Genomic DNA, 13679 nt, shown 5'->3' on the forward strand with positions numbered 1-13679 from the left:
GCGGATGAGACCGTGGCCCCTACGGCCCTCAGGAAATCTACGCATATGCTCGGCGTGTGAACTACTGCCCCTCGCGGGTGGCATCCGAAGTGTGACGCACAACACTGACGGGGTGGTTATGACCAGGGACACCAGCGCTGCGCTGCAAGCCGCCATCTTGCCGGGACTCGATACCGGCATTGCGGTACCGACTTATGACCGATCCGAAATAACCACCGGCATAGTGCATTTCGGTGTCGGCGGGTTTCACCGCGCGCATCAGGCGATGTATATCGACCGGCTGCTGGAACGCGGCGAGGCGCGCGAGTGGGGCATCTGCGGCGTGGGCGTGCTGCCCGCCGACCGCCGGATGCGCGATGCGCTGACCGCGCAGGACGGGCTGTACACGCTGTCGGTGCTGACCCCGGACGGTAGGTGGAATACGCGAGTGATCGGCTCGATCGTCGAGTACCTGTACGCACCCGACGATCCCGAGGCCGTGCTCGCGAAGCTGGCCGACCCGGCCACCCGGATCGTCTCGCTCACCGTCACCGAGGGTGGTTACCACTACTCGGCCACCACCGGCGCGTTCGACGCCGAAGCGCCGGACATTCAGGCCGACCTCGCGCCGAATGCGGTGCCCGCCACCCTCTTCGGTCTGATCGTCGAGGGGCTGGCCCGGCGCAGGGCACGGGGTGTCGCGCCGTTCACGGTGCTCTCGTGCGACAACATCGAGGGGAACGGGCATGTCGCGCGTACTACGTTCAGCGCGTTCGCCGCGCTGCGCGACCGCGAGCTCGGCGACTGGGTGGCGCGGGAGGTGCGCTTCCCGAATTCGATGGTCGATCGGATCACTCCGGTCACCCCGCCCGAGGCGGCGGCCCAGGTCGCACGGCGCTACGGGGTGGTGGACCGATGGCCGGTGGTGACGGAGCCGTTCACGCAGTGGGTGCTGGAGGATTCGTTCACGCTCGGGCGACCCGATTACGGCGCGGTCGGCGTGCAGTTGGTCGAGGATGTCGCGCCCTACGAGTTGATGAAGCTGCGGCTGTTGAACGCGAGCCATCAGGCGCTGGCGTACTTCGGATATCTCACCGGTTATCGGCTGGTGCACGACGCGGCCCAGGATCCGGCATTTCGCCGATTCTTGTTGCGCTACATGGACATCGAGGCGACGCCGACGTTACGGCCGGTGCCCGGAGTCGATCTGGACCAGTACAAGCAGACATTGCTCGCGCGGTTCGCCAATCCGGCGATCGGCGACACGGTGGCGCGGCTCTGTGCGGAATCCTCGGATCGGATACCGAAGTGGGTGTTGCCGGTGGTACGGCAGCGGCTGGCCGAGAACGGCGAGATCACCTGTGCGGCCGCGATTGTCGCGAGCTGGGCGCGCTACGCGGAGGGCGTCGACGAACACGGCGAGCCGATCGAGATCGTGGACCGGCTGCGCGGTCGGCTGATCCCGCTGGCGCGCCGCCAGCGGGACGATCGCACCGCATTCCTCAGGGACCGTTCGGTTTTCGGCGATCTGATCGACGAGCCGCGGTTCGTGAGCGCCTATGTGGCGGCGCTGGATTCGTTGTACGCCAAGGGCGCCCGGGCTACCGTCGCGGAGCTGGCCGGGCCCGCCTAGATGGGCAGAACCTTGGTGACGGCGTGGGTTTCGTCGCCGACGGCGAACCAGATGTCGAGGACCGAGCCCGCCCGGTAGGCGACGAGTTCGACGAGATCGCCGGACCGCAGCGGCTTGGCGTACTCGATGATCGCGCGGTGCGCGCCCGACTTCAGGTCGTCGTGATCGGCCAGGACTTCTTCGACGCCGCTGAGGTAGACCGAGTTGTTGACGTGGTCGAGCATGTCGATATCGGTGATGCGCAGCGGGAACGGGCGCACCTGCACGCCGGTGCTGTCGGCGGCGGGCGGCGGGTCGGTCAGGGCGGCTTTCCAGCGCAGGCGGTGTTCGGTGGTGCTGGCCAGCATCGGCTCCATGAAGCGGTCGCTCATCCGGGCGGGCACGCCGGATTCGGTGCCGAAGTGGATCAGGAAGGCTTCGGTCTCCACCAGGCCACCGCTGCTGCCGCAGATCTGCACGCGCATGTTGCACCAGCGGTTGGACAGGCCGGAGCACCAGCGGCGCAGGGTGACCCGCTCGCCGAACTGGATCGGCTTGAGGACGTCGATCACCGTGCGGCGCACCACCCAGCCGCGGTGGCTGTCGCCGTCCTCGACGGCGTCGAGGTGCTCGAAGCCGATGTCCTGCAGGTAGCGGGCGATGGCGTCGAGCCGGAGGCGTTGGTCGCCGTCGGTGTCGGCGAGACGTACCGGCCACCCCGTTTCGAACGGGGTTCCGGCGGGCGGACGTTCCGGCAGCACGCTGGGAATGACCATGGTCGGATAATGCCAGGTCATGGTCGCCGGGCGCGCGTCGGCACGGTCGGCGCGTCGCGCATCTCACACAATCGGCCGGTTGTTGATCGGTCGATCGGGCGGCTTTGTGGCGTCCGGAGGTTGACCTTGACACGGTGTCAGGTCGTTGGGTGGACGCATGCATCCATACATCGGTTCGGGTCCGTACTGCTACAGCAATTCACTGGCGATGCTGCTCGGGGAGCACGCACCGGCCACCGGAGTGATCGAGACGTTGACGGGGTCGCCGTTCGGCTTTCAACTGGAGAACGGTTCGACGCCGTACTTCGATCCGGCCGGCTGGCATCCGGAGATCGGGTTGACGGCCGCCATCGAGTTGCTCGGGTGGTCGTGTGTGCGCAGCGACGGCGGGTCCGCGGCGGCGGCGCTCGATCGGCTGCGGGCGGCCTGTGCGCAGGGGCCCGCGCTGGCCGGGCCGCTGGAGATGGGCCTGCTGACTTATCGTCCGAATGGCGGAATCGCTATCGGCGCGGACCATTACGTGGTGGTGCTCGCGGTCGAGGACGACACCGTGTTGCTGCATGATCCGCAGGGAAACCCCTTCGCGACGCTGCCGACCGGGGCCTTCCTCGAGGCCTGGCGTGGCGAGCAGATGACCTATATCGATACGCCGTTCGTCCTGCGCTCGGGATTCGTGCGGGATCGGGTCGTCTCCCCCATCGATGCGCTGGCATCCGCTGTGCCGCAAGCTATCCGGGCCCTCGCGGGTGCATCCGACACTGTCGAGGAATTTGCCGAGGTGGTCGCGCGGGGCCTGGCTCCTGAGATCCGAAACCTCTTGGCCATCTTCAGCATTCGAGTCGGCACCCGCCGACTGCTGGATGCTTCGGCGAGCTTGACCATGCTCGGCCGCATCGAGGCCGCCACCCTGGCCGCCGCCCAATCACGCATCGTCGGCAGCCTGCAATACCCTCTGGTCGTCGGCGACGATGCCGCGTTCATCGCCACTCTGCACCGCCTCGCCCCCGGCTATGACCGGCTCCGCCGCGCGCTGGCCGACTTCCGCGCCCACCTGGGCGGATACACCTCTGCGGCCGGGACGTCATGACGCATAGCTGAATACTGGCCCAGGCGTGCCGACTTGCATGGTGCTGCTGCGCGGGGTCTTGGTACTCGCGGCGGGGTCGAGAGAGACGATCGGTGTTCCCGGCCAGGAAGGTGCCGTGCAGTCAGCGACTTTCTGGGCGATCATGACGACTCCGAAAGGGGTGCGGACCCCGGCGCTGCGGTGTGCGACTGCGCTACTCGGCGCGACGGACGAGGACGGATTCTGCGTCTGCGGACGGCGACCACCAAGAAGGCCACGGCAATGCCGAGCCAATAGGCGACGGTGATCGCGGAGGCCTCGTAGCCGAAGGCCCCGCCGGTAACCCAGGTCGGGCCATCGAGTTCGGTTCGCAAATAACCTGTTGTCGCCGTTCCGGATACGGGTACGCCGAGGAACCCTTGCCAGAAATTCCAGGCCAGGTGGACCCCGATTGCCAGCCACAGATTGCGGGTCACCATGAACAGTATCGCCAGCGACAACCCCGCCTCCAAGGCGATCGCGGTAGCGCTCCACAGCGAGGCATGGTCATTGCCCAGGTGCAGCGCCCCGAAGACGCCGGCCGACAGAATCAGTGCGATCCAACTGCCGAACCACTCCTCGAGCAAACGAAAGACCAGCCCCCGCAACAACAGCTCCTCGATGAATCCCGACGATATCGCCATAGCGGAAGTCACCAGCAGCGTCGAGCCCACGTCACCAGCGCGAACCAGATGTACCGATCCCAGCCAGCTGATCGATCCGACAACGGCGAAGGCTCCGATCGAACCGAGCGCTATTCCTGCCATACCGTGGCCGATGCGCGGCGAGATTTCACCGGCGGTGTGTCGGTGCTCGATCAATCGCGCAATGACCACGTAGTAGGCACCGTAGGCGCAGGCGACCTGGAACACCGCCCGAATCGGCCTGCCGACATCACTCCCGGCGAGCGGTGTGGTCAGGAGATCTGCCGCCTTTACCGCCGCGAGTACCACGATCACGCCGACGAGCAATCGCGTAAGCGGATGTGCGAGAACCCGCGACGACCAGGACTTTCGTAGTTCCATATCGGGTTCCTTCACCTTCCACCCGCCCTTGGACAGCCAGGTAGCTCGTGGTGGCACCATGCCTCGGTGGGCCGAGCGGGCCCGCGATATGACGACTCCCCCGTTTCGGCGGTGTATCGGCACCTCCAGGCCCGGCAAGGAGCCGCGCCGGGCCTGGAGGTGACCGCTTCGTTGCAGATACCACCAAGGGCATGGGCGAATCTGCTGTCGTGCTGGTTATTTGTATTCGACGGGCGCGCACAATTCGATGAGGAATCCGGAGTTGTCCTTGACGACAGCGATCTTCTGTCCCCATGGGCGGACAATCGGGGCCTTGGCACTGGTCGCGCCTGCCGCCAATGCCTTCTTGTAGGCGGCGTCGACGTCCTCGAACTCCAGCCCGATACGGACCGCACTGGGAGGTGTCGGTGACGCGAAATCCTCGATCTTGCTCCAGTGTTCCACTGCAAGGACTACCGAGCCCGGGCCGGGCGTCTCGCCGGGAAAGGTGAGCACGGTGAACGTCCCGTCGGGGTCGGCGAATCCCGGCTTCATACCGAAGGCATCATCGTAGAAGTCGACGGTCTTCTGCACGTCGTCGACCATCAAATTCACTCCATGAAATCGCATTGTCATCCTTTGTTTGTCGTGGAATTACTCGGGGGAAATATTGGTTCAGCCGTCTCGGCGACGACCCCGCCGTCATGCAGAGGCAACGGCGGGCTGCTTCTCTGCGTTTACTTACGATCCACGCGTACCGAAGTTGGCAGGAACTGTTTCGCTGCCGTTGTGCGATCGAAGATGAATTCGTGCACTGATCGAAGCCTATCACGCCAGCCTATATTTGATAAGAGATCTTACCCGATTAGGCTTACATTTTGGTTACGCCACATGCAGCAGGTTTGCCCCCCAGAGGCCGCAGCCACCGTCAGGGCAACGGTCTGCGCATCCCCTCGTGCACGAGGGGGCCCGGTTGCCGGCGGCCATTTCTTCACTTGACCGGGATGCCTGGTTCGTAAAGGTCGGTCCGCAGCAAATGCAGATCCGCTGCCGCCGATGCCATCGGGTCCAGCAGCGCTCGTTCGTCGACGTCGACGTCGCAGCCAGCAATATCAGGCTCCGTGCTGTCGACCGTGCCAGATGACAATGAGTCGGCGAGTCTTTCGACCTCGGCCGCCGCTGATGTCGATACCTGCTGACGCACGAGCAACCCGATGAGCGATGTCGAGATTGCCGATAGCTGTGCTGCCGCGCGCGCTGCGGCGGCCTGCTGGCGGGGAGTCCCGGCGACGACATCGGGTCCCGATTCCGCTAGGTCCTGGCGAGACAGTGCCGCCGCCTGGAATTGGACACTGAGCTTGGTCCGATCGGAACCTGGCCGCGATAGCACCGTCGAGGCGGTGTGTAACAGCCGCTGTGTCGCGCGCACGGCGGCCTCGTAGCGCTGTGGAACCGTCGGCTTGGGCAGCACCGGCACCGACGCGAAGCCGAAGAACAGCCCGATTGCCACGGCGATCGCCATCACGACGATGTATTTGATCAATGCCTCAGACAGCGGCTGGTCGCTGGCCGCGATACCTATTCCTACTGTCAACAAAACCATCGAGGCATTCATCACGGCTGGCTGTGTCTGCATGAACGCGAACCCGACCAGCAGGGCAGCGAACCCCAGCGCCGGTAGCGCGGAGGTGGGCAGCGTCCACACGGCCACAGTCAACGCCGCGGCGCCGACCAGTGAGCCGGTGATGCGCTCGCCGGCTTTCCGCACGGTGTCCTGAAACGAGGGCTGCATGATCATGAAGGTGGCGGTCAGAAACACCACGGTGAACGGATCCCCGGGCCGCAACTCGGCAACAAGCAAAGCCGTCCCCATGCCGACAGCCAATCGCACAGCGTGCCGAAACCTGATCGACTGCCAGGTCAGGGCCGCGCGGGCGCGGGTGAGCATTGCGGTTCGTCGCATCGAGGCGGGGATCTCGGTAGTGGATTGATCACGTTCCACAGCAGCCGTATGGACCGCCTCCAGCCCTGTTCGGACAGCCGTGATCAGGTATCGATCATCGGTGAAGCCGACGTTTTCGATCTGGGCAACAGATACCGCAGCGCGGACGCCGACATCGTCGCGGCCTCGAATCAGGTCGGCCAAGCGGGCTGCCTCAGCTTTTGCCGATCGCAGAAATGGCTGGATGTCGGAGGCCGAGGACAACGCTGTCGGCGGCCGATCCTCGAGGGCGGTGAGCGCAGTCCGATAACGAAGCGTTCCCGCGAGGACAGCAGTTATCCAACGGGTGGGGGTATCAGCCAGCGCCAACTGCGCTACGCGTGGCAGTGACTCGGGGTCCGAAGACACCAGCGCATCAGCGAGCAAATACCGCATCGGACGTCCCGGGTCACGCCAGCCGGTCACGACCCGATAGATCGCAGCGGCAGCAATGCCGACCGGCGCAGCGGCGATCGCCTGCCAGACGGTTACCGCGCCGGTGAGTTGCAGTCCATATCCGAATAGCGACGCCATCCCCAAGCCGAGCGGCACGATGGAGAATCGGACGCCAAGAGCAGGCAGAAAACCTACGCCGAACATGATCGACACCAACAGCACGATCTCCAAGGCGTGCGAATATTCACCGAGCACGCGCGGCGCCGCCACGACGAAAAACATCGCCGGCGCCATCCCCATCAGCGTCCGCAAATCCAGCCGCAGCGAACCGGCCGCCGAGCCGACGCAGAACAACGCGGTCATCGTCGCAAGCGAGGCCGCCGAACCCAGCCCGAGCAGAATACTCGACCCGGCCACGCCCCCAGCGAAAATCGCTGTGCCCAGATACTTCATGCCACAACCAGTGCCGTGTCGAAGGTGGGTCGCATCAAAAGCAGCATATTGGATCACTTCCTTATCCCAGGGCCGACCGGGCCGCCACAATTACAGATTGCTCGCGACCGTCGATCCACCGGCAACCGGGTCGTATAGACGATGTGGGCGCAATTTATGCGCGAATGCCTCTGCTCACGTCGAACTCGTTCATGTCGAGCAACGTCCGTACCGCTGCTGCCGTTAAACAGCCGAAAAGCGCTGACTGCCGAGCGCGGCCCGGCCGGCCATTGTCGAGCCGTACCGAATCAGGCTCGATATCGCGTACATATGCACCGACAAGGGAAGCGTAGCGCAGCAGGACAATTTGGGCAAGACGTCTTACCGGTTTGCTTGGACAGCCCCCCGGGGCGGCTGCGCTCCCGACGAAGCTTCCATGTCGAGCTGCGGTCGATAGCTCCGCCGACGGCGGCATACGCACCCCGCATCGGCGCTCGCCCGAGAGCGCGGTGCCGCCACGAACGACCACCCGGGCTGATTGCTCACACGCTATGGACTCCATGGGTTTTCGATCGAATAAGATACAATCGGCTTTTATGGTGCAGCGCGTGTCGGCAAGCGACTCCCCCAAGCGGGTATACGGGGGAGTGTCCGGCGAACACAGACGCGCCATGCGACGTTCTCGCCTGATCGATTGCGCGCAATCGCTTTTCGGTACGCGCGGGTACGCCAATACCTCGATCGAGCAATTGTGCGCGGAGGCGAACCTGTCTACCCGAAGCTTCTATGAGCAAGCTTCCAGCAAGGAAGAACTGCTCCATGCGGTCTTCGACGAGATAACGGGCCGCGCTGCGGCAGCTGCTGTACAGGCCATGGAGGACGCCGACTCGAGCCCTTTGGCCGAGCGTATCCGGCAAGGGTTTCGGGCGTACCTGGACGTATCCTGCGCGACACACAAGACGGCGCGCATCTGCTACGTCGAGGTCATCGGCGTGAGCCAGTCGATGGAGGACCGCCGGAAAGAGTTTCGGGACAAGATGATCCACATGATCATCGCCGAGACCGAACGTGCGGTCCGCCGAGGTGAAGCCGTAGCCCGCGACTATCGATACTTGGCCGTCTTGACCATCGGGGCGCTCAACGCACTGGCGCAGGATCTGACAGACGGTGGAGTAACCGTCCCGTGTTCCCGCGAGGAGAAGCTCGACAAGATCGTCGACGAGTTGACGCGCGTGATTACGGCGGCGATGACCGGGCCATAGCTCCGAGTCCATCGCGGCCACACGTCCGAAGCGGAGCAACCGGGGTTGCACCCCGGCGCAGAAACTTTCCAAGCCTAACCAGATTCAGCCGTTGGATGCCATTTCCAAGATGGAACTGGTAAGACGCCTTGTCCAATGTGAAATTGTGCGCTAATCTTCAGCAATCCGCGCACGGATCAGGCAGAAAGTTCCGGGAGGTCCAACCATGAACAAGATTCGAAGACGCGGCCTATCGACCGCGACGTTACTTACCGCAGCGCTCGGAATTGCCGCAGGCAACGGCCACGCCACCCCAGCGGAGGGGGCAGCGACAATCGGCTACCAGGCCCGTTTCACGGAGACGGCGACGCTCATTTCGACCGACGCCGGCTCGATGATCGTCGAGGACGGTAACTTCAAGGTCAAAGCCGCGGACAGCAGTGTGCTCGCTGGCGCCGAGCTCTCCTTCCGAGTCGACGATTTCGTGTTCCCTATCGCCGCCGAGCTCTCCGGAAACTCCGCCACCCTTACCCCGCAGTTCGACATGGCGCACGCCGTCTACCGGCCCGTCGCGCTGCCCTTCGAGGACAAAGCGCCGTTCAAATCAGAGTACGACCGCGAGGTGGCCGCCTGGAGCCGGATGACCAGCACCATCAGTATGGGCGCCACCATCGGGACTTTGGTCGGCGGTATCGGTGGCGCCGCAGTCGGTTGTGTCCTGGGCGGCATCGCCGGCGCGGTCGTCGCCTCTGCCACCATCGTAGGGCTGTTCGGCCCGTTCATCCCCGCGGCCGCGGTCGGGTGCCTCGGCGGCATTATCGCGATCGGGGCACTGGGAACTATTGCCGGCCAACTATTCGTTACCGCCCCGGTCGCCATCTTCGCCGCAGTACAGTACTTCACCACGGTCAATTCACCATTTCCAGGAAAATGACCCAGCCTTCAGACGTGAGCACCCGGAAAGCGGTGGGACATGATGGGTGAGTTACCACGCTCGGAGTACCGTCTTCCCGTATTCGTCTCCGATGTCCGACGAGTTGCCGTCCCGGCGATGGTAGCCACAATCGCCGCTACCGCAACGCTGGTCGCGATGAACGGCAACGACCAGAACAGCCCACTGCTACTGCAAGTGGTGATCAGCTACTTCATTTTTTGGACGATATTCTCAGTCTCGTACATCGGGTTGACCGTCGCGACTTTCGGCGGTATCGACCCGGTGGCGCTGGGTCGGCGATTGTCACACGGCACCGAATCGACAGGCATGAATCGTTCGCCGTTGCGGATCGTGGGCGGCTTCCCGAGATTGATCGTCGTCGAGGGGAATTACGTCTCTATGTTGACGGTGCTGGCCACTTTTGGCTACAAGCACTCGCAGGAGAGTCTGCTTGTTCTCATCGTCTTTGCTCTGACGATCATCTCGTCGTGGGCTCTCGTCGCAACAGGTTACGCAGTAGCCTACGCTCGCTGCAACACTGAAAGTCGTTCCTTCAGTTTCCCCGAAGAGAACGAGCCGGTCTTCAGTGACTACTTCTACCTCGCCGTTCAAGTGTCCACCACTTTCGCGTCGTCGGATGTTACACCGATTACCAACAGGGCGCGCCGTATGGTGACGCGACATAGCATACTGGCCTTCGCTTTCAACGCCGTGATCGTCACATTGCTGGTGTCAGAACTGATTTCACGGTCGATGTAGCACGGCAGCGGCACGGCTCGGAAGCCCCTGCGCGCGCCGACGATGTCGAGGGGCGGCCGTCCTGGCAGCGTCGAAGCAGCACTGAACTGCCAACGGTCCGCGCAGCAAAGAGCCCCGAGACGCGACGACATGTGTCGTGCGCTCGGGGCTCGGTTCGCGAACTGCCTACCGCCGCTTGGACGTCCGCTCACGCTTCTCGCGGACACGCACCGAGACGCGCACCGGGGAACCGTCGAAGTTGAACTCCTCACGCAGCCGGCGTTCCAGGAAGCGGCGGTAGCCTGCCTCGAGGAAGCCGGTGGTGAACAGGACGAACGTCGGCGGGCGGGTCGTCGCCTGGGTGGCGAACATGATGCGAGGCAGGCGGCCGCCGCGCATCGGGGGCGGGGTCGCCGCGACGACTTCCTTGAGCCAGGTGTTCAGGCGACCGGTGGAGATGCGCTTGTCCCACGACTCGAGCGCGGTCTCCATGGCCGGCACCAGCTTCTGCACGGCGCGGCCGGTGTGGGCGGAGATGTTGACCCGCTGGGCCCAGGGCACCCGGTTCAGGTCGCGGTCGACCTCGCGGTCCAGTTGCAGGCGGCGGTCCTCGTCGACCAGGTCCCACTTGTTGAACGCCAGCACGAGCGCGCGACCGGAGTCGGCGACCATGCTGATCACCCGCAGGTCCTGCTCGGTGATCGGCTCGGAGGCGTCGATCAGCATGATCGCGACCTCGGAGGCCTCCAGTGCTGCCTTGGTGCGCAGCGAGGCATAGAACTCGGTGCCGTTGGCGTGCGAGACCTTACGGCGCAGGCCCGCCGTGTCGACGAACTTCCAGACCTTGCCGCCCAGTTCGACGAGCGAGTCGACCGGGTCGACGGTGGTGCCCGCGACATCGTGCACCACCGAGCGTTCGTCGTCGGCCAGCTTGTTCAACAGGCTGGACTTGCCGACGTTGGGCTTGCCGACCAGCGCGACCCGGCGCGGGCCGGCCCCGCCGGTGCCTTCGCGCGGGGTTTCCGGCAGCGCGGCGAGCACGTCGTCGAGCAGATCACCGGTGCCGCGACCGTGCGCGGCGCTGACCATCCTCGGCTCGCCCAGACCGAGCGACCACAGCGCGGCCGCCTCGGACTCGACCTTCTGGTCGTCGACCTTGTTGGCCACCAGGATGACCGGAACCTTGCTGCGGCGCAGCATCTTCACCGCGGCCTCGTCGGTGGCGGTGGCACCGACCACGGCGTCGACCACGAGCAGGATCGCGTCGGCGGTATGCATGGCGACCTCGGCCTGCCGGGCCACCGACTGCTGCAGACCCTTGGCGTCGGGCTCCCAGCCGCCGGTGTCCTGCACCAGGAAGCGGCGCCCGGACCAGTTGGCCTCGTAGGAGATTCGGTCCCTGGTCACCCCGGGGACGTCCTCCACGACGGCCTCGCGGCGGCCGAGGATGCGGTTCACCAGGGTCGACTTGCCCACATTCGGGCGGCCGACGACCGCGAGCGTCGGCATGGCGAGCAGTTCTTCACCGGTCAGCTCACCATCGAGATCGGTGAGCTCCCAGTCGGTTTCGTCACTCCAGATGCCGTCGCCGGCCATCACGTCTTCGGTCACTGGGAACCTCCCGTCCTGGTCGTCGAAATCTGCTGCGCGACAACGCGGTACAGCTCGTCGATGACCTCATCCATGTTCAGGTCGCTGGTGTCGACCAGCACGGCGTCGTCGGCCGGACGCAGTGGGGACACCTTGCGGGTGGAATCGAGGTTGTCGCGCCGCTGCACGTCGGCGAGCACGGCCTCGTAGTCGTCGCCGCGGCCTTCGGCGATGTTCTGCTGGTTGCGCCGGTGGGCGCGGGCCTCGGCCGAGGCGGTCAGGTAGATCTTGGCGTCCGCGGCAGGCAGCACGACGGTGCCGATGTCGCGTCCCTCGACCACGATTCGCTGTGCGGCCGTGGTGATCTCGCGTTGCAGCGCGACGAGCAGATCACGGACCTCCGGCACGGCGGACACCGCGGAGACGGCCTTGGTGACGGCGTCGCCGCGGATCTCCGAGGAGACGTCCTCGCCGTCGAGCTGGATCACCTCACGGCGCGGATCGGTGCCGATGGACAGCGGCAGCTCCTTGACGGCCGCACCGATGGCGGCGGCGTCGGTGAGCTCGATGCCCGCACGCAGCACGCGCAGGGTCGCCACCCGGTACATCGCACCGGTGTCCAGGTAGCGGGCGCCGAGCCGGGTGGCAAGGCGGCGCGAGACGCTGGACTTGCCGGTGCCGGACGGGCCGTCCATGGCGACGACGAGCGGACTCGTCCCCGTCAGCTGCCGTGGCGTCTCCACCGGAATCTCCACACCCATCACAACGACACCGCCTCGTAGAGTTTGCCGATTTCACCGCGACCGAGCACGCGCAACGTGCCGGGCCGTTGGTCGCCGAGCGCGACCGGACCGATATTGGTACGCACCAGCCGGGTCACCGGATGGCCGACCGCGTCGAGCAGCCTGCGCACGATGTGCTTACGCCCCTCGTGCAACACAAGTTTCACCAGGGAACGTCCCTCGCCGATTTCGAGCACCTGGAAGCTGTCGACCTTCGCGGGGCCGTCTTCGAGCTCGATGCCGTCCTTGAGCTTCTTGCCGATCGCCTTGTGCACCTCGCCGTTCACCGTGGCGAGGTAGGTCTTGGACACCTCGTACGAGGGGTGCATGAGCCGGTGCGCTAGGTCGCCGTCGTTGGTGAGCAGCAGCAGTCCCTCGGTGTCGGCGTCCAGGCGGCCGACGTGGAACAGGCGCTGACCCGCCGCGACGCGCTCAGCGACGATGTCACCGACGCAGGGGCGGCCCAGATCGTCGGACATGGTGGACTGCCAGCCCTTGGGCTTGTTCAGCACGATGTGCACGAGTTCCTCGCGCACCATCACGCGGGTGCCGTCCACCCGGACCACGGCGACCTGCGGGTCGATCCGCAGACCCTGCTCGACCACGATCGCGCCGTCCACCTCGACCCGGCCCTGGGCGATCATCTCCTCAGCGGCGCGCCGAGAGGCGACACCGGCCTTGGCGAGGACCTTCTGCAAACGCTCGCCCTCGCCCCACGGCATTTTGGTGTGGCCTTCGGAGGCGGCGGGCTCGACGTGCTGGCGCTTGGCCGGCTTGGCGTTGTTCAGCAGAGGTGCTGACTGGGTTTGACGCTGCGGCTTGGGGTTCTTCTTCTTGCCGGTGGGCGCGGGCTGCGGAGCGCGGCGCTGCGGGATGCCGCCCTGCGCGGGGCCGCGGCCGGTGGATCCGCCGGGTGTGGTGCCGCGATAGGAGTTGCCGGACTGGGCGTTGCCGCTCTGCCCGCCTTCGGAGCGGCCACGGTAGGCGTTGCCACCGGAGCCCGCCTCGCTGCGGTCGCGGTATGAGGTGCCGCCCTGGTTGGCGCTGCCCTCGGGGCGGCCGCGATACGCGTTGCCGCCGGAACCTGCTTCGCTGCGGCTGCGGAACGA

At 65.4% G+C, this 13679-nt stretch carries 11 protein-coding genes and 1 pseudogene; 5 read left to right on the forward strand and 7 right to left on the reverse strand.

What is annotated here, in order from left to right; genetic code table 11:
- Positions 1-118: 118 nt before the first annotated feature.
- A complete protein-coding gene (locus IBX18_RS30495; protein WP_194836986.1) occupies positions 119-1612 on the forward strand; it encodes a mannitol dehydrogenase family protein in 1494 nt (497 codons plus the stop codon).
- On the opposite strand, the gene IBX18_RS30500 is transcribed toward IBX18_RS30495, so the two are convergent.
- The gene (locus IBX18_RS30500) at positions 1609-2367 is read right to left on the reverse strand and encodes an acyl-[acyl-carrier-protein] thioesterase (RefSeq protein WP_194836935.1); all 759 of its coding nucleotides are present in this window, start codon (positions 2365-2367) and stop codon (positions 1609-1611) included. The genes IBX18_RS30495 and IBX18_RS30500 overlap by 4 nt on opposite strands.
- Positions 2368-2524: 157 nt before the next feature.
- Between IBX18_RS30500 and IBX18_RS30505 the strand changes: the two genes are divergently transcribed.
- Entirely contained in the window at positions 2525-3454 is a 930-nt protein-coding gene (locus tag IBX18_RS30505; protein ID WP_194836936.1) for a hypothetical protein, read from the forward strand.
- Positions 3455-3594: 140 nt separating this feature from the next.
- Here IBX18_RS30505 and IBX18_RS30510 read toward each other — a convergent pair whose 3' ends face one another.
- The 3 genes from IBX18_RS30510 to IBX18_RS30520 form a co-directional block, all read right to left on the reverse strand.
- Positions 3595-4497 carry a CPBP family intramembrane glutamic endopeptidase gene (locus IBX18_RS30510; protein ID WP_194836937.1) on the reverse strand — a complete coding sequence of 301 codons (903 nt, stop codon included), beginning with the start codon at positions 4495-4497 and terminating at the stop codon, positions 3595-3597.
- A gap of 216 nt (positions 4498-4713) precedes the next feature.
- Positions 4714-5106 (reverse strand): VOC family protein, encoded by a 393-nt coding sequence (locus IBX18_RS30515; protein WP_194836938.1) that lies wholly within the window; start codon positions 5104-5106, stop codon positions 4714-4716.
- 361 nt (positions 5107-5467) lie between these two features.
- Positions 5468-7396 (reverse strand): FUSC family protein, encoded by a 1929-nt coding sequence (locus IBX18_RS30520; protein ID WP_194836939.1) that lies wholly within the window; start codon positions 7394-7396, stop codon positions 5468-5470.
- Positions 7397-7881: 485 nt separating this feature from the next.
- On the opposite strand from IBX18_RS30520, the gene IBX18_RS30525 reads away from it, so the two are divergent.
- From IBX18_RS30525 to IBX18_RS30535, 3 genes are all read left to right on the forward strand, one after another.
- A complete protein-coding gene (locus IBX18_RS30525) occupies positions 7882-8547 on the forward strand; it encodes a TetR/AcrR family transcriptional regulator (RefSeq protein ID WP_194836940.1) in 666 nt (221 codons plus the stop codon).
- A gap of 205 nt (positions 8548-8752) precedes the next feature.
- On the forward strand, positions 8753-9460 hold the full coding sequence (locus IBX18_RS30530) for a hypothetical protein (RefSeq protein WP_194836941.1): 708 nt from the start codon (positions 8753-8755) through the stop codon (positions 9458-9460).
- A gap of 156 nt (positions 9461-9616) precedes the next feature.
- Positions 9617-10219 (forward strand): DUF1345 domain-containing protein, encoded by a 603-nt coding sequence (locus IBX18_RS30535; protein WP_194836942.1) that lies wholly within the window; start codon positions 9617-9619, stop codon positions 10217-10219.
- A 165-nt stretch (positions 10220-10384) separates the two neighbouring features.
- On the opposite strand, the gene der is transcribed toward IBX18_RS30535, so the two are convergent.
- The 3 genes and pseudogenes from der to IBX18_RS30550 all read right to left on the reverse strand — a co-directional run.
- Complete coding sequence (gene der / locus IBX18_RS30540; protein ID WP_194836987.1) at positions 10385-11794, reverse strand: ribosome biogenesis GTPase Der; 1410 nt, start codon at positions 11792-11794, stop codon at positions 10385-10387.
- Between the two features lie 11 nt (positions 11795-11805).
- Positions 11806-12549, reverse strand: a complete 744-nt coding sequence (cmk, locus tag IBX18_RS30545) for a (d)CMP kinase (protein WP_107655414.1) — start codon at positions 12547-12549, stop codon at positions 11806-11808.
- Positions 12549-13409, reverse strand: a pseudogene (locus IBX18_RS30550) (pseudouridine synthase); the annotation flags it as partial. The gene cmk and the pseudogene IBX18_RS30550, both read right to left, overlap by 1 nt.
- Positions 13410-13679 lie beyond the last annotated feature (270 nt).

Origin of the sequence: Nocardia sp. XZ_19_369, from assembly GCF_015355715.1 — a bacterium.
Lineage (GTDB): Bacteria > Actinomycetota > Actinomycetes > Mycobacteriales > Mycobacteriaceae > Nocardia.